Source organism: Aliiroseovarius sp. F20344 (assembly GCF_023016155.1).
Lineage (GTDB): Bacteria > Pseudomonadota > Alphaproteobacteria > Rhodobacterales > Rhodobacteraceae > Aliiroseovarius.
Genome location: NZ_JALKBG010000006.1, coordinates 606,227 through 628,280 on the forward strand (window position 1 = coordinate 606,227; position 22,054 = coordinate 628,280).

The following is a 22,054-nucleotide window of genomic DNA, read 5'->3' on the forward strand; positions in this document are numbered from 1 at the left end:
GCGTTCTTCATAGCGGAATGGGCGCAAAGTTCAATACTGTATACCGTGGGATACCGCTAACGTTATTGGTATTCCTTAAGTCGTCGAACTGCCGATCATGCTTACTTGCGGAAGCTGTCCAAGCTGACGATCTCAGCGTCGTGATGCTCTTCTTCGACATCTTCCGCTATGTTCGCCTCAGCCTCGTCATGTTCGGGATCGGAAACAGGCTGCTCTTCTTCAGGCAGGATGTCGTCGTCACCCGCAAGATGCAGATCAGGGTGGTGTTCTTCCTGCATTTCGAAACGCAGGCCGAACTCGACAGACGGATCCACAAAGGTGCGTATCGCGTCGTAGGGCACGTAGAGCGTTTCGGGGACGTCACCGAAATTCAGGGTAACGGAAAAGCCGTCTTCGCCCACATCAAGGTTATCAAACCAATGCTGCAAAACGATGGTCATATCTTCTGGAAAACGATCCTTCATCCAGTCCGCGATCTCGACATCTTCATGATGGGTGTCGAAGTTGATGAAGAAATGATGCTCGCCCGGAAGCCCGTCGCGTGCCACATCATCCAGCACTTTACGGATCAATCCACGCATGGCGTCATGCATCAGATTTCCATAGTCGATCTGGTCGGACATGTGCGGGACCTCCTGCGCTTTCAGTCAGAATAGGGGCAGTCTGTTTGGAAGGGAAGATAGGAAGTGATCAACCGAACAGAAGATTGCTGCCTAATCCGGCGAGTGCCATCAGCAAAAGGGTGAGGGGGAGCGACAGCCGGGTCAGCAAGAGGGCTGAGAGTGCACAGAGACTGAGGGCTGTCAGATCAACCGAGGACAGGACGGGCCGCAATCCGGGCAATCCTTCCCAAATCGGGCGGGTTTGTGAAAAGAACACTGTAATGGCGAACCACAGCATCAGGTTGGCGATGACGCCAACAATGGCCGCAGTGATGGCGCGTAGGGCCCCGTCCAGCCGGGGCTGGTTGGTCAGCCACTCCACATGCGGGGCCGCAGTGAATATCCATAGAAAGCACGGGACAAAGGTGGCCCAGAGCGTCATGAAGCCTGCAGCAAGAGCCAACCCGACCCCTGCCAGATTGTAGCCAGCCATGAAGCCCACGAATTGTGTCACAAGGATCAATGGCCCTGGCGTGGTTTCTGCCAGCCCCAGACCGTCCACCATCTGGCCAGCGCTGATCCAGCCCTCTGTCTCAACTGCGGCTTGCGCCATATAGGCAAGCACCGCATAGGCTCCGCCAAAGCTGACAACCGCGAGTTTTGAGAAGAAAAGCCCAATATCGACCAGAAAATCCGCGCCCAGCAGATAGGCCAGAGCAATTGGAGCCACCCACAATGTGCCCCATGTCATGATGGTTGCGGCGGTGTTGCCAGCGGGTCGGTCCAAGCGTGGAGCACGTGGGGCATGGCCTGACGCGCGCAGCGCTCCGAACAGGGCGGCAGTGATGACCACAAGCGGGAAGGGCAACCCAAACAAGTAGAGAGCGGTGAACGCTGCGAGCGCGATCAGCCAATGCAGCGGGCGTTTCAGCGTTTTCCGGCCCAGCTTCAAAAGTGCCTGAATAACAACAACGACGACGGTGGCCTTGATGCCTAGAAATAATGCCTCGATCGCGGGGATGCCGCCCCATACGGCATATGCCAGCGCCAAGGCAAACATCACCGCCGCACCCGGCAAAACAAAAAGAAGCCCGGCAATTAGTCCGCCGATCACGCCGCGCAAGCGCCAGCCTGAATAGGTGCAAAGCTGCATCGCCTCGGGGCCGGGCAGCAACATGCAAAACGACAGGGCGCGCAGAAACTGATCCTCGCTCAGCCATGGGCGCTCGTCGACCAATTCTTTATGCATAACGGCAATCTGCGCTGCTGGTCCGCCAAACGACATCAGGCCAATGCGGGTGAAAACGCGGGTCAGTTCCGCCAAGCCGGGAGGTGTCATCGTGCCCCCCGGTTGTCAGGCCAATCATGGGTTTCGTCCGCCCCATCACGGGCCCAACGATAGAGCGCATCATAGAGGGGCATTGCCGCGTCCAACTGCTCTGTGTCGTTTTTGTATTGCCGCGACAGCCCGACCGAAAGCGCCAGAAGCCCAGCCGCCTCGGGCACGTCAGCAAGCCGGTTGGTGTCCGCCGCGCGCACGACTTCCGCCAGACGGGACATGGCCGGGGTGGCCAACGCAAACTCTTCGATCATCGTGTCAAAGCTGCATCGTGGACCGCGATGGGACCAGAAAGTGTCCTCGATATCGAACGGAGTTGCGTCATACCTTGCGGCCACATCTACGACTTGTGCAGGCGGGACAAATAGAAAGCGCGCGTCCGGGTCGACAAAGCGACGGATCAGCCACGGGCAGGCGATGCGATCAATCTTGGGGCGATGGCGAGTTACCCAAAGCGTCGCCCCGTCTTGTTTGGCAGGGATCGAGGCTGCTGGGACGCGCGGCTGTTTGGCATCGCGCCACGCATAGTTGCCACCGGCCAGAACCTCGGCCCGCAATCCGGCGTCTCGCAATATCGCAGCCGCGCCATGGCTCAGCTTCCCGCCTTTCTGGCAGATCGTGACCACGAGGCGGTCATCCAATGAGGGCAGCAAGGTACGAATACCAGTGTGTGGATGGCGCACCGCGCTGGGGACCAAAAACGGGTCGGCGTCAAAGTCCTCGTCGATCGAGACATCAATTAGTACCGGCGCGTCAGGCGTGCCGATCAAGCGCATCAGCTGGGCGGGTGAAATTTCGGAAAATGCAGGCATGGCTGGGCATCCTTCAAACAAGTTTGGTGATGGATGCGAACCTTGAGCCTCGGCCTCACGGGGTGGTTACGCGAACCCCATAGGCATTTTGTGCCAGACCCAAGGGGCAGGGGTCAAGGTCTTGAAGTGCACGAGAAATGGAAGTGCAGGCTTCTGTTGCCAGGTGCCTGCGAACCCCGCCCTAAGCTGCTAGGCCTAGGGGCTTAAGTTTCGGCGACCCGAACTGCTTACGCAGCCAGAGCCATTGCCGGAGCTTTGTTGTCATTTGCAACTAGCTTAAATGAACCGATAACGGTGGTATCTCACCGAAACAAAGCTAACCCCTTTAGACGTCCGTCGATCCTATTTCGCCCCCAAGGTCCCCAAATGAAGGATATTGGTGGAGGCGCCGGGTACCGCCCCCGGGTCCGATCCGCTTATTACGAGCGCGTTTATGTCCATAGTCCCCGAGGGGACAGGGAACATATATGGTCACCATACGGCCGGTTCAAGCTCGAACTAAGGTATTAGGCACAGGGCGCGTTGCGTGAAAATCCGGGTCGCGTGTGGCTTGCGCCCAAAGCACTGACAGGATTTCCCGATATGCCGCCCATAGGTTTGGATATGGCGGTGGGCACTGATCGACGATCTGCGCGTGGAACCGGGGCAGGGCGTGATAGGGCACTGTCGGCGAGGCGTGGTGCTCTAGATGGTAGTTCATATTCATGTAGAGAAACCTGAACACCGGGTTGATCATAACCGTGCGGCAGTTTTCACGGTGATCGCAGACATTCTCGGCAAGACCGGCATGTTGCGTCAGCCCCAACAGTTGATGTAGCCAGCCGCCATAAAACCTTGGTCCGATGACAAATAGCAAAGGCAAAACTGATTGGATTGCGAGGCACCAAACACCGAGGATCGCCCAAAGGGCTACATAAATCCTGCTTGTTCGTACGAGGCGCACTTTGGCACGTTCGGGCACGAACTGTGATTCTTGGTTACCTAGTCCGCGAAATGCGTGGCGCATGATGCGGCGCGTTTCGGAAATTCCCGAAGGAATAAACAGAAAATCCAAGGCAATGCGCACCAGGTCCGCAGGGCGGGCGACCTGTATTTCGGGATCGCTGCCCACAACAATGGTATGCGTGTGGTGTCGCGTGTGCGAATAGCGCCATAGATAGGCTTCTCGCAGAGTCATGAAGCTGCACAGCTGATAGAACCAGTTATTCAGCCTTTTGGTTCGAAACACAGTGCCATGTGACAGTTCATGCCACCGCGCGTCTGAAGACGAATAGATTGTGCCATAGGCGATGAAGGCGGGAAATGCCCAATAGGTTCCAAGGCTCAGCCACGCCAGCCATCCGGAGATGCCCAGAAGGGCGATCCATAGACAAAAATTGAGCAAACCGGGCATGTCCGTTGGTTCGCGTAAAGCGGCAAGTTCTTCTGGGGCGATTCTGGGCGACCACCACCTGATTGGACGAGGGCGACCTTCGTTTTCGTGCAGTTGATAGTCGCGCTTACCAAACTTCATCGTCGCCTCCAGCTTGTGAAGTCAAGAATTGCAACCGGTTGCAAAATTGTCAAGATGTGCGTTGGTCCGAGCTTGGTACTAGTGTTTTTTCGCGCTTTTTGAGATGAAACTCTTAGCAAGTTGAACCGTGTAGACCTCAAGGTCAGACAATACTTGCACTGACGCCGCTTGGTTTTGCCCCTCAATCGCGTCCGCCAACTGCGTATGCAGCCCGACAATCCGCTCCCGATCCCTCTGCGTATAGGTGATCATGTTCATCAAGGGCTGCATGGCCTCGACCGCGCCCGCAAGTTGGTAGGACAGCACTGGATTGCCCGCGCCATCGACCAGCGCGCGGTGGAAGGCCACATCTGACGCGCAGAAGGCTTCATCCGTCAGGCCGGGTTGGCTCTGGCGGTGGATCTCGGCGCGCATGGTGGCCAGTTGATCCGGCGTGCGGCGCTGGGCAGACAGGGGCGCGCAAGAGCGTTCCAGCGCGTATCGGGCCTCGCAGGCGGTCTCAAAGTCGACGCTGTTCATGGACAGAAGCAGGGTCGAGGTGGTGATCTGCTGGTCATAGGCGTCTTCGAACGACATGCGGTTCACGAAGGCCCCGCCGGACGCGCCACGTTGGGTGCGGATCAGGTTTTGTGCGGCCAAGCGCTTCAAAGCCTCGCGAACGGTGGACCGGCCCACATCAAACTTCTCGCACAATTCCGCCTCAGACGGCAGGCGTTGATCGACGATCAGGCTGCCCCCGATGATGGCGTCACGTATGGCCTCGGCGATCTGTGCTGACAGGTCTTTATTCTCGTCCAAATCTGTTTTCACGCCGCGTCACTTCCCTAATTTGCCGTAATTGTCTGACAATTCATTTGCTCGATTGGCAATTGTCAGACATTATCAATCTCGACTCGCAAGATGGAGGCAACATGTCGGTCACGTCAAGGATCAGAACGATGGGCGCGCCACATTGGCTGGCGTTGTTTGCTCTGATCCTTGTGGGATGGGTGCTTCTTTATGCGATGGCACTGCCGCCTGATGCGTTGGAGCTTTCGCGCATCTATGGCGCGGACTTCTGGCGGTCGCTCTGCGTGGTAGAGCCTGACAAGGCTGGCTTCGTGGGCCTGTTTGCCATGTGGGCGGTTATGTCTGCTGCCATGATGGCCCCAACTGCGCTGCCGACCTTTGCCACCTATGACGACCTGATCGCCTCGGGTGCCGGAAGCAAGCGGGGGTTCTTGGAACTGATTGCAGGCTATCTGGTCATCTGGCTGGGCTTTGCAGCCATCGCAGCCGCAGGGCAGCTTGTGCTGTTCCGGGTGGGACTGTTGTCGCCGCTTGGCCAAAGCGTCTCGCCTTGGCTGACGGGCGCGCTGTTGATCGGGGCAGGGGCGTATCAATTCTCAAGCCTCAAAGACAGTTGCCTCAGCCAATGTCGCCAGCCAATGGCTTTCTTCATGCAATACTGGCGCGAGACCAGATGGAACGATGCAGCTCTTGGCCTGCGTTTAGGGGCAATCTGCCTTGGTTGCTGTTGGGCGCTGATGCTTTTGGGCTTCGTGGGCGGGGTAATGAACCTCGCCTTCATGGGGCTCGCCACTCTTATCATGATTTTTGAAAAACTGCCCGATCTCGGCCGCTATCTGACCCGCCCCTTGGGCTGGGCGCTGATCGCGGGCGGGATCGTGGCGCTTGTCCAGGGAGGATAACATGGACGGATCGCAAATTGGCACGGTCGAATGGACCATCAAAGGGGAACTGATCCTCAACTGTAACTGCACGGTGTTCTGCCCTTGCGTGGTCAGTCTTGGGGATCACCCGCCGACCGAAGGGTACTGCATGGGTTGGGCCGGCATCCGCATTGACAGCGGTCAGTATGGTGATGTGGATCTTGCGGGCCTGAACGTAGGCCTTCTGCTGGAAATTCCGGGCCGTATGGCGCGGGGCAACTGGAAAGCAGCCGCCTATATCGATGACCGTGCTTCGGACGAGGCATTTGAGGCGTTGTGCCACATCTTCACGGGCGCTGCAAAAGGCACCACGGGCCTGTTCAAAATGCTGGTCAGCGAGTTCCTTGGCGCCGAACGCGCACCCGTGTCGTTCGAAACCGAAGGCAACACCCGTCGTCTGATCGTCGGTAAAGCCATTCGCGGTTCGATCACTCCGGTGCCGGGCAAAGGCGGGGCCGAGCAGGTGATCACCAACACCAATTACTGGATGGGGCCGGACATCACCGTCGCCAAGGCCGACGAGGCCCGCGTACGCGCCTTTGGTCGCGTCTGGGATTTCGACGGCAAATCCGCTGAAATCTGCCAGATCGATTGGAAAGGCCCCGGTCGCTAACGCGGCCGGAGGACCCCACGGGAGCGCGACCCATGGCTATGATCTCACCATCCCGCCGTTTGCGGCGTACCCCATTCTCAGACGGCGTCGAAGCCGCTGGGGTTAAGGGCTACACGGTTTACAACCACATGCTGCTGCCGACCGTCTTTCGGTCGGTGGAAGAAGATTATGCTCATCTGAAGCGGGCCGTGCAGGTCTGGGATGTGTCTTGCGAACGTCAAGTCGAGGTGCGCGGACCAGATGCCGCCCGCCTGATCCAGATGCTCACCCCGCGTGATCTGTCAAAGATGCAGGACGGGCAGTGTTTCTATGTTCCCATGGTCGATGAGACCGGGGGGATGCTGAACGACCCGGTAGCTGTGAAACTGGACGAGGACCGGTTCTGGATCTCGATCGCGGACAGTGACCTGCTGTTTTGGGTGAAGGGACTGGCTTATGGGTTCCGGCTGGACGTTCTGGTTGATGAACCGGACGTCTCGCCCTTGGCCATTCAGGGGCCGTTATCGGATGAGCTGGCGGCGGCAGTCTTTGGCGACGCAGTGCGTGACATACGGTTCTTCCGGTATAAGCGGCTGAAGTTTCAGGGTCGCGATCTTGTGGTCGCGCGTTCAGGCTACTCCAAACAGGGTGGGTTCGAGATCTATGTCGAGGGGGCGGACATCGCGATGCCCCTGTGGAACGCGCTGATGGAAGCGGGCAAGCGTATGGACGTCTATGCGGGTTGTCCCAATGGGATTGAACGCGTCGAAGGCGGGCTTTTGTCTTACGGCAACGATATGACCCGCGAAAACACCCCGCACGAAGCCGGGTTGGGGCGGTTCTGTTCGACCGAAAGCGCGCTGGGCTGTGTGGGGCGTGATGCTCTGTTACGCGTGGCCAAGGAAGGCCCCGTTCAGCAAGTGCGCGCGATCGAGATACTGGGTGGCGTGCCACCCTGCGACCGGGCTTGGCCGCTTATGGATGGGGATCGGCAGGTGGGGCAGGTGACCTCGGCCGCCAATTCACCTGACTTTAACACCGGTGTCGGCATCGGCATGGTGCGCATGACCCATTGGGACACGGGTACCGAGCTTGATGTGATGACGCCTGACGGACCGCGTGCTGCGACCGTCTATGACACTTTCTGGATTTGAGGAGACGACAATGTTCAAAGCATTGATGATGGAGCAAAACGACGAAGGGTTGGCATCCGCGTCGATCAAGGAAATCGATACCGATGCGCTGCCCGAGGGCAATGTGACCGTCGCCGTGGAATACTCCACCGTAAACTACAAAGACGGGCTGTGCCTGTCTGCCAAAGGCGGAGGACTTGTGCGCAACTATCCCCATGTTCCGGGCATCGATTATGCAGGCACGGTCGAGGCGTCGGATGACGATCGATACAAGCCCGGCGACAAGGTCGTGCTGACCGGCTGGCGCGTGGGCGAGGTGTCTTGGGGTGGCTATGCCCAGAAGGCACGTATCTCGGCGGACAAGCTGGTACCGCTGCCCGACGGTCTGACCACCCGTCAGGCGATGGCTGTGGGGACTGCGGGCTTCACCTCGATGTTGGCTGTCATGGCTCTGGAAGATCATGGACTGAAACCGGGGCAGGGACCGGTGCTGGTCACCGGGGCTGCGGGTGGTGTTGGGTCGGTCGCGACCGCAATTCTGGCCAATCTGGGCTACGAGGTTGCAGGGGTGACAGGACGTCCGGATCAAGCGGATTACCTGAAGTCCTTGGGTGCGACCACCATCGTGGCACGTGAAGAGCTGAACGAAACCACCAAACGTCCGCTTGAAGCGGAAACTTGGGCCGGTTGCGTGGATGCCGTAGGTGGCGACATGTTGGCGCGTGTTCTGGGACAGATGAAATATGGCGCGTCCGTATCAGCCGTGGGGCTGGCGGGCGGCGCTGGGCTGCCTGCAACGGTCATTCCATTCCTTCTGCGTGGTGTGAACCTTCTGGGTATTGATTCCGTCATGCAGCCTTACGACAACCGCGTGCGGGCGTGGCAACGCATTGCCAAGGATCTGCCGATGGACAAGCTAGAAGCCATGATCACCCCTGCGACACTGCAAGACCTTCCCGGACTGGGGGCAGATATCCTAAAAGGGGGTGTCAAAGGTCGTGTTGTGGTGGATGTAAATGCCTAAACAAGATGAGGGGCGCCTGATCGCGTCCCTCGCCAACAAAACGCTGGAAGAGATTGACGGGCAGCACTGGGGAACGCCTTGCTGCGCGTCCTACATCGAGGCGACATGCGCCTCGCTGCGCAAGAAACCCCTTGGACAATTCACCACCGAAGACCTGCGCATCATGATCGCGCAGGATATCGGAGCAGAAGTGCTGAAGCCCTTCGCATTGGAAGTTCTGAGACAAGACCCACTCGCCGAGGGAGATTACTACCCCGGGGACCTTCTGGAAGCCGCTACCAAACACTGGCCCGATGACGAGTTCCTTGCGGCTTTGGCTGCACGCCACGGCAAGTAAGTAAAGTGGCTCGAGCCGCGTGGGCTCGAGCCGTTTCAATCGCCAGCTTCGCTTTAGCCAGCTTTGACTTCGACTTTGCGAGTTTTCTTCTGCTTGTCCGCCGGTTTTGGAACCGTGACCGTCAGAACGCCATTTTTGACATCGGCAACCACCTTGTCAGGATCGATATCGAACGGAAGCCGAGTGCTGCGCATGAACGAACCGGCACTTCTTTCAATGCGATGGAATGTTCGGCCATCCTCTTCGCCCTTTTCATCCTTCTCGGACTTTTTCTCGCCTTTAATAGTGATGCTGTCGCCGGTGATTTCAACGTCGACATCGCTCATCTCGATCCCGGGAAGCTCGGCGGTGATGCATATCTCGCTGTCCGTTTCGCTGACATTTGTACGTATGGCGAAATTGCCACCACGCACCGGGATGCCGCTGTCGAAATCTTCAAACAACGTATCGACCTGTTTGCGAAGTGCATGAAACGGGCTGTCTTCGTTTTCGCCCCAATCGCCCCACATTTTGGGAAGCCATTCACGTTGGGTCATCGTTTCCTCCTTTGAAGCAGTTGTTGTTAACGGTGAATATTATGCGCATGTCCCGGCCTGTTTCTTTGACGCGCGTCAAACCCAGGGACACTAACGGCAAACTCAGACGACAGGGCTTGACGGCTCTTGTGCGTGCCGCTAGCCCGAAGAGGTCCCACTGTGGTGCGGACTGCCCGCGAGATCGAAAACTCGTTGGGCTGGCTGGAAGACCTGCCAGATCGAGGGTGCCCGATCTGACGGGCGCACTCCCAAAGACTGAAAGAAGGAGCCTTCTCATGGCTGAACTGGATATCAATTGGGTACGGGCACAGTTTCCCGCGTTTTCCGAGCCATCATTACAGGGGCAAGCGTTTTTCGAGAACGCCGGCGGGTCCTACACCTGTAAACCAGTGATCGACCGGCTCACGCGTTATTACACGCAGCGCAAAGTACAGCCGTACGGGCCTTATGAGGCCTCGCGTCTGGCAGGCGAAGAAATGGACGAAGCGCGTGCGCGCCTGGCGGCCATGATGGGCGTAGCGACGGATGAGCTGAGCTTTGGTCCCTCGACCACGCAGAACACTTATGTTCTGGCGCAAGCTTTCCGTCAGTACCTGTCACAGGGCGATGCGATTGTCGTGACCAATCAAGATCACGAAGCAAATTCCGGCCCATGGCGGCGGCTTGCAGATGAAGGGTTCGAGGTTCGCGAATGGCAGATTGATCCCGACACGGGCCATCTGGACCCGGCGGATCTGGACACGCTTTTGGGCGACGGAAAGGTCAAGCTTGTCTGCTTCCCTCATTGCTCTAACGTGGTGGGCGAGATAAATGACGTTGCTGTAATCTGCGCCAAAGCTCGGTCCGCGGGGGCCTATACCTGCGTAGATGGGGTCAGCTACGCCCCACATGGATTTGTGAATGTCGATGCCTTAGGCGCTGATATTTATATGTTTTCTGCTTACAAAACCTATGGACCGCATCAGGGGGTCATGGTGATCCGTCGCGCGCTGGGCGACGCGCTGCCCAATCAGGGGCACTATTTCAACGCGGGAAGCCTTTACAAACGCTTTACGCCAGCGGGACCGGATCATGCTCAGATCGCGGCTTCGGCTGGGATGGCGGATTACATGGAGGCGCTGGCTGGTCACCACGGGATCACTGGCGATGCGGCTCAGCTGGCAGCCGGTGCGCATGACTTGATGCGTGCGCACGAGGTCAATCTTTTGCAGCCATTGCTGGATTATGTAGCTGCCAAGAACTCGGTCCGTCTGCTTGGACCGGATCAAGCTGCGCAAAGGGCGCCGACCGTGGCGTTGGTCTCTGAACACACTGGGGGGGATCTGGCCCAAAAGCTGGCCCCAATGGGGATTATGTCGGGTGGGGGCGACTTCTATGCCGTACGTGCGCTTGAGGCGCAGGGTATTGATCCAAACCATGGCGTGCTGCGTGTCAGCTTTACCCACTATACCTCGGCCGATGAGGTCACAAAGCTGATGGAAGCGCTGGATCAGGTGCTCTGATCCCTTTATTGCGACAACAATGCCGCAGCGGCGAGACAAGGCTTTCGCCGCTGCTTTTCATCCGGCAATACTGCACCTGCAAAGCAGTTTTCCGCATCTGCATAGCAGCTACCTTGCCAGCGCGGCCTAGCTCGACATAGCCTTTCACCAGATATGAACGTGTTTCTGGGGGGAGACATGATCCTAACTGATACAAAGAACCAAGACGGCCTGCCGCGGTATTTCGCGCAGGTCTTTGATGTTGCAAAGCGAATGAACAAAGGCCGATTGGACTTTGTTATGCCTGATGGTCGTCGGTTTCGTGCCGAAGGTGCCGCGCCAGGATATGTGGCCGAACTTCATGTTCACGACCCAGACGTGTTTGCGCGTTTGATCCGCGAAGGTGATCTTGGATTTTGCGATGCGTATATCGAAGGTGACTGGTCGACACCCGACCTTCAGGCCTTTCTGGACCTTGTTCAGGACGACAATGACATGGTCTATGACGGGTTTCCCGGTCAGATCTTCCTGCGCGCCTATGAACGTCTACGGCACGTCATGCGGGCGAACACGAAAAAACAGGCCAAGAAAAATATCTCGCACCACTATGATCTTGGAAACGATTTCTATGGAATGTGGCTGGATGAAACGATGACGTACTCGTCCGCTCTGTTTCGTACAGGGCAGGAAAGCCTTGAGAAGGCGCAAGAAGAGAAATACGCCTCGATGATCGATGAAATGGGCGTTGGTCCGGGGGATCACGTGCTTGAAATAGGCTGTGGCTGGGGTGGCTTCGCCGAACACGCCGCGCGTAAAGGTATTCGGGTCACGGGGCTGACCATCAGTCAGGAGCAACATGATTTCGCAGTCGAACGTCTGCGACGCGCAGGGCTGTCTGATATGGTCGAGATCAAGCTTCAGGACTATCGCGATGAAACTGGACAATATGACGGGATCGCATCAATCGAGATGTTCGAAGCCGTGGGCGAGAAATACTGGCCCATCTATTTTGAGACCGTCAAATCCTGCCTGAAACCGGGGGCGCAAGCGACGCTGCAAATTATTACCATCGCGGAACGCCGTTTTGCGGCCTATCGCAAGGGCGTTGATTTTATTCAAAAATACATTTTTCCCGGTGGCATGTTGCCCTCAAAGACTGTGTTGCAGGATGAAGTCGCGCGGGCCGGGTTGGATACGCGCAACCAGATCACGTTTGGTGAAAGCTATTCAGTAACCCTGCGACGGTGGTTTGATCGTTTCAACGGAAGCTGGGGGCGGATCGCAACCATGGGGTTCGATGACAGGTTCCGGCGGATGTGGAATTTCTATCTGACCTCCTGTGCGGCAGCGTTTCATTCTGGCAGTTGTGATGTTGTGCAATTGACCGTTGCGCGAAGAAACGGATAAACCCGCGAAAAAGTTGTGTTTTATGCCATAATATGGACATATGCGGTTCGTAACGATTAGCTAACCATCAGCACAGCCAGAAAGGCCCGAGAAGCACATGCCTACAGCCGCAAAACTGATTTCCGCTATCATTCTGGCTGTGATCGGATGGCTTTGCGCCGAAATGGTTAAGCCCTTAATGGAAGAAGGCCAGGAGTTGCCATATCTGTCGCCGACATGCGCGGCGGTGGGGTTCTTTGTTGGGTGGATGTATCTTGGCCCGCGGGCTGACAAAGGGCAGGGGTCGGTTGGTGCGAATGCCGGTACGACAATTCTTGTCCAAGTCATTGTCACACTTTTCATTTTTGCCTTTTCCGAGATGATCAGCAACTCATTGCGCAAACGCTATGATGGGCCGATTGAGGCGCTGCAGGATATTTTCGTTATTGGGTATGAAACCGTTTTGGAGTTCACCACTGCTGAAATCGCTGCCACCGCCATTCTCGGGGGCTTTATTGCGTCAACAAGTGCATTTTACGCCGCCCGAAAATGGGGGTAGAGCGTTAGCACGCCATTTGCCGGCGGGTCGCGAAAAGGGTTTGCTGTGACATCCATGTTTTTCTACGGCACCTTGTGTCATCGCCCACTTCTGGAAACAGTGCTTGGACCAGACAGTGTCAGCAGCATTCACGATGCAGTACTTTGTGCTCATAAGGTGAATTGGGTTGAAAATCAGCCGTTTCCGATGATTTCTTCAAGTGATCTGTCAAGCCAAGTTTCCGGAGTGTTGGCCGAAGATCTATCTGACGAAGATGTCGCCCGCTTGAATTTTTATGAGGGTGGGTTCGACTATGCGCTGAAGAATGTTTCGGTTGAGGTCGATGAAGGTCGCAAGCCCGTCGACACTCAGGTTTATTTTCCTGCGCCGGGTTTGTGGAAACCGGGCGCGGTTTGGAGCCTTTCTGACTGGGAAATGCAGTTTGGCGAGATGACAGTTGAGGCCGCGAAAGAGGTTATGAGTTACTTTGGGGTGGTCTCGCCTGAGGTCATCGCCCAACGCTTCCCGATGATCCGCACTCGAGCTTCTAGCCGCATTCGCGCGCGCAACGAACCTGTGCCCGCCACTTTGCGTGCAGATTATGGACCCAACGACATTGAAGTTTACGACAGTCGTCGCCCTTATGCGCAGTATTTCACGATGGAAGAGCGAGAGCTGTCTTTCCGCAAATACTCGGGCGATATGAGCGACGTTGTTGATCGTGCAGCCTTTGTTGGCGGCGATGCCGTTATTGTTTTGCCCTATGATCCGGTTCGTGACCGGGTTTTGGTGATCGAGCAATTCCGAATGGGACCGCAAATCCGCGGCGATGTGCGCCCATGGTTGTTGGAACCCATTGCGGGGCGCATTGACGGCGGTGAAACACCCGAAGACAGCGCTCGTAGGGAAGCAATGGAAGAAGCCCGCCTGACCTTGGATCGTCTGATCCCTTTGACCGCGCATTACCCTAGCCCCGGTGCCAGCACCGAGTATTTCTATCCCTTTATCGCGTTGTGCGATTTGCCCGATGATGCCGGTGGAATAGCAGGGGTAGAGAACGAAGCCGAAGACATTCGCAGCCACGTCATTTCTTTTGAACATCTGATGACGCTCGTCACCTCGGGTGAAGCGAATTGCGGCCCATTGATACTGGCGGCGTACTGGTTGGCTGCAAACCGACAGGATTTGCGCACGCATTCGTGATGCTCGGCCCTTGAACCGCCTATGCCCAAGTCCTACAGATGATAGGAACACTGCGTCACAAGGGGCTGAAAAATGGACATCAAACGCGATCTCGAAGCCACGGTGGGAAACACTCCACTGATCCGCCTGAAAGCTGCTTCCGAAGCCACAGGCTGTGAGATCCTTGGCAAGGCTGAGTTCATGAATCCGGGTCAGTCCGTCAAAGACCGGGCAGCCCTGTTTATCATTCGTGATGCTGTGGCCCGTGGGGCGTTGAAGCCGGGGGGTACGATTGTTGAAGGGACGGCTGGAAACACCGGGATCGGACTTGCGCTGGTTGGTGCCTCGATGGGCTTCAAGACAGTAATTGTGATTCCGGAAACGCAGTCTGAAGAAAAGAAAGACATGATCCGTTTGGCCGGGGCAGAGCTGGTGCAAGTGCCCGCGGTTCCTTACAAAAACCCAAACAACTATGTTCACTACTCGCGCCGATTGGCAGAGAAGTTGAATGAAAGCGAACCCGCCGGGGCGATCTGGGCCAACCAGTTTGACAATGTTGCAAACCGTCAGGCGCATATCGAAGGCACCGGGCCCGAGATTTGGGCGCAAACCGATGGCAGAGTGGATGGTTTCACCTGTGCCGTTGGATCAGGCGGTACGCTAGCCGGTGTCGGTATGGCGCTGCAGCCCAAAGGCGTGAAAGTGGCGTTGAGCGATCCGATGGGGTCGGGGCTTTATTCCCTTTATCAAACCGGTACGGCGGCAGCCGAAGGCGGTTCGATCACAGAAGGGATCGGGCAGGGGCGTATCACGGCCAATTTGGAAGGCTTCAAACCCGATATGGCGTTTCAAGTGTCAGATGACGAAGCACTGCCCGTGATCTATGACCTGCTGCGCAATGAAGGGCTGTGCCTTGGCGGGTCGTCAGGGATCAACGTGGCTGGCGCCATGCGCATGGCGCGTGAAATGGGACCTGGCCACACGATTGTGACAGTGTTGTGCGACTACGGCACTCGATATCAATCGAAACTGTTCAACCCCGCCTTCCTTCGTGAAAAAGGGCTTCCAGTTCCTGAATGGTTGGATCGCGATCCTGCCTTTATGCCCGAAGTGTTCGAGGACAGCTGATGACGAACGGGTTGCGACCGCGCATAGGTCAGAGCTTGCTTCGTGCAATCGGGCTTCTAGTGGCGAAGGTATTGCTGCTTGCCGCCCTTATGATGGTTCCTGCTCATGCGCAGGAAGCCGAAGTCACCGAAGACACCCCGGCATATATCCTAACGCCTGATGGATTGCCTGATTACCTTGCGTGGTCACGCGTGGCCGAACGCGGTGAAAGGGTGCTTGAAATTGGTCGTGCTTCAGACAGCGCGTTAAGCGATCTTAGAGATGAGATTGCTGAGTGGCGCACGCTTTTCCTGTCTGCACAGGAAGAAAACTCGATCCGCATCAACACTTTGAAAACTCAGCTGGCGACGCTGGGTCCAGAGCCGGAAGACCCCGGAAGCGAACATGCCGCTGTGACGCATCGGCGGACGGAACTTGCCAGCGCTTTGGCCGAAGTGCAGGCCCCTGTCAAAAATGCGCAAGAGGCCTTTGCAAGCGCCGAGATCTTGATCGAAGAAATTGATTCAGAGCTGCGTGGTCGGCAAACAGACCAGTTGTTGAAGCTTGGACCAACCCCGATAAATCCGGCAGCTTGGCCAGTTGCATTTTCCGAGATGAAGCAGACGTTCGCGAATGCTCTTTCCGAGGTTAAGAATGCTTGGGGCAGTGATGCGCAAAGGCGCGATTTCCAATCGGATCTGCCTTTGACTGTGACGTTGTTGGGCATCGGATTGCTGCTGCTAACGCGCTCTCGTTTCTGGTTGATCCGTTTGGGCGGACGCTTGCGGAAAATGCGCAAGGGGCCATCGCGCGGTGTGATCGGGTTTGTGATCTCATTGGGGCAAGTCATCGCGCCAATGATTGGTTTGATCGCGTTACTTTTGGCTGTTCAACTAACCGGAGTTCTAGGACTTCGCGGACAGGTCATCATCGATGCTCTGCCAGATGCGGGCTTCTTTTTCTTCGTCGCCTTGTGGATCGGAACACGGTTGTTTGGGCAGGAGGCCGGCAACTCGGCAATTCACCTGCCCACGCCCGCTTTGCGTGCCGAAGCGCGCATAGATGTCATGTTTCTGGGGGTACTGCTGGGGCTTGGAAACATCCTGTCCGAAATCGGCGAACATGACAGATATTCCGATGTCACGATGGCTGTGCTGTCATTTCCCCTCATCGTTGCGGGCGGTGTTCTGCTTGTAAGATTGGGCCGCTTGTTGCGTCGGCATTTGGGCAGCATTCAGTCCGAGGAAAACACCAATTTCCGCACCCGTTCGATGTCATTAATTGGACGTATCTGTGAAATTGTTGGCTTTGCGGCCCCTGTCGCTGCGGCTGTTGGATACTCATCCTTAGCTCAGGCGATGATTGTTCCAACAATCCTTACACTTTCCGTGCTGGCGATCCTTGTCATCCTGCATGATTTCATCAAAGCGCTTTATGCAACGGTGATGCGCAAAGACGATGACGCCACAGATGACGCTTTGCTTCCTGTGGTGATCAGCTTCTGTTTAACGCTTGCTGCTTTGCCTTTACTAGCGCTGATCTGGGGCGCCCGTTCTACGGATCTGTCAGAGCTTTGGACAACCTTCCTTGGTGGCTTCCAGATGGGCGAGGCGCGGATTACGCCGCATGCCTTTATGATCTTTGCGATCATCTTTGCGGTTGGATATGTCGCTACGCGCGCCATTCAAGCGACGCTTCGTGGCACGATCTTGCCCAAAACGAAGATGGACAAAGGCGGACAGAATGCGATCGCTGTTGGCACTGGATATGTCGGCATTTTCTTAGCTGCCATTATTGCCATTACCGGGGCGGGCATTGATCTTAGCTCGATCGCGATTGTTGCTGGTGCGCTGTCTGTCGGGATTGGTTTTGGTCTGCAAACCATCGTGTCGAATTTCGTGTCTGGCATCATCCTTTTGATCGAGCGTCCAATATCCGAAGGCGACTGGATCGAGGTGAACGGGGAGATGGGCTATGTACGCGACATCTCGGTCCGCGCCACGCGGATCGAAACCTTCGACCGTTCCGACGTGATCCTGCCAAACAGTGATTTGGTGGCGGGGGTGGTCACCAACTACACCCGCGGCAATTCGATCGGGCGCGTAATCATTCCTGTTGGCGTTGCTTATGGCACCGACACCCGCCGGGTTGACGCCATCTTGCGCGAAATTGCCGAGGCTCATCCGATGGTTACGGTCGATCCGGCTCCAGCGATTGTATTCCAAGGCTTTGGTGCTGACAGTTTGGATTTCGAGATCCGGGCGATCCTATCGGACGTCAATTTCATGCTGACAGTGAAAAGCGAAATCAACCACGAAATCGCACGCCGCTTTGTCGAAGAGGGAATCGAGATTCCATTTGCACAGCGCGACATCTGGTTGCGTAATCCTGAGGCGCTGGTTTCTCAATCCAAAGCGGAGATGTCGAATTCAGAAAATGCTTCTCCGCTGGGTCGGGACGCAATGACATCCGACGACATGAACAACGGTGAAACCGATGGTGAGGGCACAGGGGATGAGTGATCCGGTCTTCCTGAAAGATGCGTATTCAACTGATGCGACTGGTACCGTCGTTGCCCACACGGATCAGGGCGGCGTGGTGCTGAACAGAAGTCTGTTTTACCCAACAGGCGGCGGTCAACCCGGAGATAAAGGCCAGCTTGTTTGGTCCGGTGGAGAAATGGACATAGCCACCACCGTGAAGGGCGACGCTGGTGACATTGTACTTGTGCCGTCAGAGGCCAGCGTGCTGCCCGCCATCGGCACCGAAGTCACTCAAAGGCTTGATTGGAACCTGCGCCAGCGGCACATGCGCATGCATACCGCCTTACACCTATTGTCCGTTGTGATCCCTCTGCCAGTGACGGGCGGACAGATCGGGGCCGAAAAATCACGCCTTGATTTTGCAATGGAAGAACCTCTGGAAGACAAACAGGCCGTAGAAGATGCGCTGAACGCCCTGATCGCACGCGATCTTGAGATCACAGAGCGCTGGATCACTGATGCCGAGCTGGACGCCAACCCGGGATTGGTCAAAACAATGTCTGTGCAGCCACCGAAAGGGGCGGGCAGGGTGCGTTTGGTGCGGATCGGGACGGAAGATGATCAAGTGGACCTTCAGCCTTGTGGTGGAACACATGTGGCGCGAAGCTTGGAAATTGGTCAGGTGCGGCTGGGAAAGGTCGAAAAGAAAGGTCGCATGAACCGGCGCGTTGCACTTCATCTTGTCGATTAACGGACAGCACAAGACCGGCTACAGTGAACCGGTAAATCCCCAATCAACTGCGAAATGATCGCCCTGCAAAAGGTCGCAATTCGGACGCCATAAAAGTTGCAATGACCGCTTGAACCCGGCTGCACTTCCGAATAACAACGTCGGCGGAGCGGTGGCCGAGTGGTCGAAGGCGCACGCCTGGAAAGTGTGTAGGCGGGGAACCGTCTCGAGGGTTCGAATCCCTTCCGCTCCGCCAGCCACACCTTTTTCTCAGTTTTGTTGAATGGCATCTAACGCCATATCTGCCTAATTTGTATGGCTTTGGCTCTTCTGTCTGGTTTCACTGGATTTCATTCACTTGTCCACATATACTTTCGTTGCGTGGTATGAATAGTGGTATTTCTTGATGGCGGCGCTGGGCGGCAAGCTTACGAAAAGGCTGGTGGAGAATCTTGGGCCGGGTCGGCATGGCGACGGTTCTGGGCTTTATCTGGTGGTTGATCCATCCGGCGCGCGGCGCTGGATTGTGCGAGTTACCGTCAAGGGTCAGAAGAATGCCAAGGGCGCACCGCTTCGCACGGACTTTGGTTTAGGCGGTGCGGATGTTGTGACGCTGAACCAAGCACGCGAGAGGGCTTTGGAATACCGACGCATGGCAAAGTCGGGGCTGAACCCACGATATAACGCCAAGCGCGAGGTTCCGTCTTTCGAAGAACTCAGCCGCCAAGTGCATATCGACCGATTGCCCACTTGGAAGAACCCCAAGCATGGGCAGCAATGGTTGAACACGTTGCGAGACTATGCGTTTCCCAAGATAGGGCGGATGCCAGTTGATGCCATCGGGCAACCCGAAGTGATGATGTGCCTGTCTCCAATCTGGACCGATAAGCATGAAACGGCGAAACGGCTTGCCCAGCGCATCAAGGTTGTTCTGGATGTTGCCAAGGCCAAGGGGTTTCGCTCTGGCGAGAACCCGGTGACTGCCGTGAAAGAGGCGCAAGTGCTTCCCAAGGTCAAAGCCAAGCCACAACACCATGATGCGATGCCGTGGCGTGATGTGCCTGCTTTCTATGCCGAGCTTGATAAACGAACGGCAATGGCGGCCAAGGCGCTGCAATTCACCATCCTGACCGCCGCACGTACAACCGAGGTGCTGGAAATGACATGGCCGGAGGTGGATTTTGAAACGCGCCTTTGGACCGTGCCAGCCGAGCGCATGAAGGGCGGCAAAGAACACCGCGTGCCCCTGACTGATGAAATGCTGGCAATCCTTGAACCGCTCAAGGCGATGGCGTCCACGTACGTCTTTGAGGGGCAGAAACGGCACAGGCCGTTGTCCAATATGTCGATGCTGATGCTGTTGCGCCGTATCGGGCGCGAGGGCTTCACTGTGCACGGTTTTCGTAGCTCGTTCAGGGATTGGGCGTCAGAGGCCGCGAATGCGCCTAGGGAGCTTGCTGAGGCCGCATTGGCGCATCAGGTCGGGAATGATGTGGAGCGCGCTTATGCGCGGTCGGATTTGTTAGAGCGGCGCCGGAAAGTCATGGCTCAGTGGAGCACTTTCTCATCTGTTTCACAGAATGGTCGCGAGGATTAGTCATTGTTTGCACCCGAAGGTTACATATCGTTTGGATTAATGTCTGAATTCATTTCGGATTGGGTGCATCGCATCTACCTTGCAAAACTATTGCAGGAAGATGAAGAGGATTTGGAGGGTGTGTTTGATTTTGATATGCATCCGGACAGTTTGTTGGGTTCATTCAAATTGAAGCAGTTCAGAAAGCTTCATCCCGACTATCCATTTGAAGCGACAAATGAAGAGATGCAGGAGTATTTTGACTACAGTCAAAACATGCGTTTCGATATTTCGGTTTTGTACCATTGTTTACTATCGAGAGTGCTGAAAGATTTTCCAACATGTGTCAGCTCGTCTGAAGGTTTGGTTATCCAGCCTGACGAAAGCTTATTTCTGCATATGGATCGCTTGGATTGGGTTCACCCAGTTTGGCCAATTCGCAAGTCGCGAGAGTTGCTGAATATTTTCAAGCTGTACGAAGAAGGAAGTTTCGACACTGGAGACCTAGCCGCACGATACTGTTTTCTTGACCATACGCTGGGGTGTATCCGATTGAAGAATAACTCCGCTTCAGGGTTTGAGCGAAGCTCTCACTATCTTGATAGCGAAACGACGAGAAAGTACATCGAGCAACAGGTCACTCCCTTTGTTTCTTGGGTGCTGGTTTGGAAAAGGGGCGCGCTTCCAGACGACTTTCCCACGTATCTTCAACAAGTTGGATTCATTGAGCCGGGTTGGGGATTGGTTGGAAGATCTGAGGGGCACGAAAGGAGAAGTCGGCCAACCGAAAGACGCGGCCCGAAGCCCTCCGGTGCCAAAGAAGAGTACTATCGTCGTTATCCGCATGGCAAACCGAAAGAAGTTAGCTTTCTTTCTATTTCGAAGGAACTTGAGGAGGCGGGATTCAAAATCTCCGAGAGAATGGTCGGAAATTATGAGAAGCAAAGAAATGAATAGTTACTTCCAATTGCTTCGCGGGTAACGCTTTCAAATCCTGTGTGGATAGACGGAATATAAGGCCATCGAAACCAGTCCAGCAAAAGGATGACACACCGATGGCTAACATCTACGACGACGACCGTATCTACTTTCCTGAAGATCCTGAGCTTCGCGTTTTAGGCGACCGCGAAAAGCTCGCACAATGGCGGCACCGTATGACCGGGCCTGCCTTCATCCGCATCGGACGCCGCATTGGCTATCACGGTACCGACCTAAACACCTATCTCAGCGCCCAGCGCGTCGATCCAAATGGAGAGGCCGCCTAATGAAAAACCCCAACTCCGCACGCGGGGCTGAGGCTTTTCGAGTGACATCAACTGCCACCTTCGCAAGTTCAGTTGATGCCATGTCGGGCACGGTCTCCGCAACCAAAAACGAACGGCGGTTCCGCTGGTGCAGGCTCTCAAACTCGGTTCAACCCTTTAGAATACGTAAAGGACAAGTCGAGCATGGGTAAGAGCAACAGGAAGGACGAGGGGCAGTATGTGCCCCTCCCATACTCTCAGTTGCGCAGTGATGCGTGGCGCGGCTTGTCTGGTGCGTCCGTAAAGCTCTGGCTAGAGCTGCATACGCGATACCACGGCGGCAACAATGGTGCTCTGACGCTTTCCTATGCTGAAGCGGGTGACGCGCTGGGCATGGGTAAGGCGACGGTCCAGAGGGCTTACCGCGAACTTATCGAGCACGGCTTCCTAGCGTTGGAGCGGGAAGGAAACTGGTATCACCGCCGCGCGCATGAATGGCGTCTGACGACAAAGCCAATGCAAACAGCACGGGGTAGGGCGGCTCCTACAAATGACTGGCGGACTTTCCTGAAGGCAGGAAAAGAAAAACGCGGTTCTGAAACGGAACCGTCAGCATTCACGGTGGTTCCATTTGAAAACCGAAGCTCTGTTGCTGGTTCCAAACGGGAACCCGTCAAGGCCGTTTCGCAAGGGGCTCTCGGTTCTGAAACGGAACACTAATAATTAC

General features: G+C 56.0%; 22 protein-coding genes, 1 tRNA gene and 1 other RNA gene. 17 read left to right on the forward strand and 7 right to left on the reverse strand.

Annotated elements, in window-relative coordinates:
* Positions 1-101: 101 nt before the first annotated feature.
* From MWU55_RS08735 to MWU55_RS08760, 6 genes are all read right to left on the reverse strand, one after another.
* Positions 102-623 (reverse strand): ClpXP protease specificity-enhancing factor SspB, encoded by a 522-nt coding sequence (locus tag MWU55_RS08735; RefSeq protein ID WP_246935659.1) that lies wholly within the window; start codon positions 621-623, stop codon positions 102-104.
* Between the two features lie 67 nt (positions 624-690).
* Entirely contained in the window at positions 691-1,941 is a 1,251-nt protein-coding gene (gene chrA / locus MWU55_RS08740; RefSeq protein ID WP_246935660.1) for a chromate efflux transporter, read from the reverse strand.
* Positions 1,938-2,753 (reverse strand): sulfurtransferase/chromate resistance protein, encoded by an 816-nt coding sequence (locus MWU55_RS08745; RefSeq protein WP_246935661.1) that lies wholly within the window; start codon positions 2,751-2,753, stop codon positions 1,938-1,940. Before MWU55_RS08745 ends, chrA begins: the two co-directional genes overlap by 4 nt.
* 142 nt (positions 2,754-2,895) lie before the next feature.
* Positions 2,896-3,248, reverse strand: a transfer-messenger RNA (tmRNA) gene (ssrA, locus tag MWU55_RS08750).
* On the reverse strand, positions 3,241-4,266 hold the full coding sequence (locus tag MWU55_RS08755; RefSeq protein WP_246935662.1) for a fatty acid desaturase: 1,026 nt from the start codon (positions 4,264-4,266) through the stop codon (positions 3,241-3,243). Before MWU55_RS08755 ends, ssrA begins: the two co-directional genes overlap by 8 nt.
* Positions 4,267-4,344: 78 nt before the next feature.
* Entirely contained in the window at positions 4,345-5,076 is a 732-nt protein-coding gene (locus MWU55_RS08760; protein ID WP_246935663.1) for a FadR/GntR family transcriptional regulator, read from the reverse strand.
* Between the two features lie 101 nt (positions 5,077-5,177).
* On the opposite strand from MWU55_RS08760, the gene MWU55_RS08765 reads away from it, so the two are divergent.
* The 5 genes from MWU55_RS08765 to MWU55_RS08785 are packed head-to-tail and all read left to right on the forward strand — an operon-like array spanning position 5,178 to position 9,064.
* Positions 5,178-5,957 (forward strand): DUF2182 domain-containing protein, encoded by a 780-nt coding sequence (locus MWU55_RS08765; protein ID WP_246935664.1) that lies wholly within the window; start codon positions 5,178-5,180, stop codon positions 5,955-5,957.
* Position 5,958: 1 nt separating this feature from the next.
* Positions 5,959-6,591 carry a DUF1326 domain-containing protein gene (locus tag MWU55_RS08770; protein WP_246935665.1) on the forward strand — a complete coding sequence of 211 codons (633 nt, stop codon included), beginning with the start codon at positions 5,959-5,961 and terminating at the stop codon, positions 6,589-6,591.
* A 32-nt stretch (positions 6,592-6,623) separates the two neighbouring features.
* On the forward strand, positions 6,624-7,724 hold the full coding sequence (locus MWU55_RS08775; RefSeq protein ID WP_246935666.1) for a dimethylsulfoniopropionate demethylase: 1,101 nt from the start codon (positions 6,624-6,626) through the stop codon (positions 7,722-7,724).
* A gap of 10 nt (positions 7,725-7,734) precedes the next feature.
* The gene (acuI, locus tag MWU55_RS08780) at positions 7,735-8,727 is read left to right on the forward strand and encodes an acryloyl-CoA reductase (protein ID WP_246935667.1); all 993 of its coding nucleotides are present in this window, start codon (positions 7,735-7,737) and stop codon (positions 8,725-8,727) included.
* On the forward strand, positions 8,720-9,064 hold the full coding sequence (locus tag MWU55_RS08785; RefSeq protein WP_246935668.1) for a contact-dependent growth inhibition system immunity protein: 345 nt from the start codon (positions 8,720-8,722) through the stop codon (positions 9,062-9,064). The genes acuI and MWU55_RS08785 overlap by 8 nt, the downstream gene beginning before the upstream one ends.
* A gap of 53 nt (positions 9,065-9,117) precedes the next feature.
* On the opposite strand, the gene MWU55_RS08790 is transcribed toward MWU55_RS08785, so the two are convergent.
* On the reverse strand, positions 9,118-9,600 hold the full coding sequence (locus tag MWU55_RS08790; protein ID WP_246935669.1) for an Hsp20/alpha crystallin family protein: 483 nt from the start codon (positions 9,598-9,600) through the stop codon (positions 9,118-9,120).
* A gap of 275 nt (positions 9,601-9,875) precedes the next feature.
* Between MWU55_RS08790 and MWU55_RS08795 the strand changes: the two genes are divergently transcribed.
* The 12 genes from MWU55_RS08795 to MWU55_RS08850 all read left to right on the forward strand — a co-directional run bounded on the left by MWU55_RS08795 (position 9,876) and on the right by MWU55_RS08850 (position 22,047).
* The gene (locus MWU55_RS08795) at positions 9,876-11,102 is read left to right on the forward strand and encodes an aminotransferase class V-fold PLP-dependent enzyme (protein WP_246935670.1); all 1,227 of its coding nucleotides are present in this window, start codon (positions 9,876-9,878) and stop codon (positions 11,100-11,102) included.
* 177 nt (positions 11,103-11,279) lie between these two features.
* Positions 11,280-12,488: a cyclopropane-fatty-acyl-phospholipid synthase family protein gene (locus MWU55_RS08800; RefSeq protein ID WP_246935671.1), complete on the forward strand. Its 1,209-nt coding sequence runs from the start codon at positions 11,280-11,282 to the stop codon at positions 12,486-12,488.
* 97 nt (positions 12,489-12,585) lie between these two features.
* Entirely contained in the window at positions 12,586-13,026 is a 441-nt protein-coding gene (locus MWU55_RS08805) for a TrgA family protein (protein WP_246935672.1), read from the forward strand.
* A gap of 54 nt (positions 13,027-13,080) precedes the next feature.
* On the forward strand, positions 13,081-14,208 hold the full coding sequence (locus MWU55_RS08810) for an NUDIX domain-containing protein (protein WP_246935716.1): 1,128 nt from the start codon (positions 13,081-13,083) through the stop codon (positions 14,206-14,208).
* A 72-nt stretch (positions 14,209-14,280) separates the two neighbouring features.
* Positions 14,281-15,315 carry a cysteine synthase A gene (locus MWU55_RS08815; RefSeq protein ID WP_246935673.1) on the forward strand — a complete coding sequence of 345 codons (1,035 nt, stop codon included), beginning with the start codon at positions 14,281-14,283 and terminating at the stop codon, positions 15,313-15,315.
* The gene (locus MWU55_RS08820) at positions 15,315-17,816 is read left to right on the forward strand and encodes a DUF3772 domain-containing protein (RefSeq protein WP_246935674.1); all 2,502 of its coding nucleotides are present in this window, start codon (positions 15,315-15,317) and stop codon (positions 17,814-17,816) included. Before MWU55_RS08815 ends, MWU55_RS08820 begins: the two co-directional genes overlap by 1 nt.
* Positions 17,809-18,528, forward strand: coding sequence for an alanyl-tRNA editing protein (locus MWU55_RS08825; protein WP_246935675.1), 720 nt, complete (start codon positions 17,809-17,811; stop codon positions 18,526-18,528). The genes MWU55_RS08820 and MWU55_RS08825 overlap by 8 nt, the downstream gene beginning before the upstream one ends.
* Before the next feature lie 145 nt (positions 18,529-18,673).
* Positions 18,674-18,763: transfer RNA gene (locus tag MWU55_RS08830), tRNA-Ser, on the forward strand.
* Positions 18,764-18,913: 150 nt separating this feature from the next.
* Positions 18,914-20,104 (forward strand): site-specific integrase, encoded by a 1,191-nt coding sequence (locus tag MWU55_RS08835; RefSeq protein ID WP_246935676.1) that lies wholly within the window; start codon positions 18,914-18,916, stop codon positions 20,102-20,104.
* A 3-nt stretch (positions 20,105-20,107) separates the two neighbouring features.
* Entirely contained in the window at positions 20,108-21,040 is a 933-nt protein-coding gene (locus MWU55_RS08840) for a hypothetical protein (RefSeq protein ID WP_246935677.1), read from the forward strand.
* A 98-nt stretch (positions 21,041-21,138) separates the two neighbouring features.
* A complete protein-coding gene (locus tag MWU55_RS08845) occupies positions 21,139-21,348 on the forward strand; it encodes a MerR family transcriptional regulator (protein WP_246935678.1) in 210 nt (69 codons plus the stop codon).
* 183 nt (positions 21,349-21,531) lie between these two features.
* Positions 21,532-22,047: a helix-turn-helix domain-containing protein gene (locus MWU55_RS08850; protein WP_246935679.1), complete on the forward strand. Its 516-nt coding sequence runs from the start codon at positions 21,532-21,534 to the stop codon at positions 22,045-22,047.
* Positions 22,048-22,054: the final 7 nt, after the last annotated feature.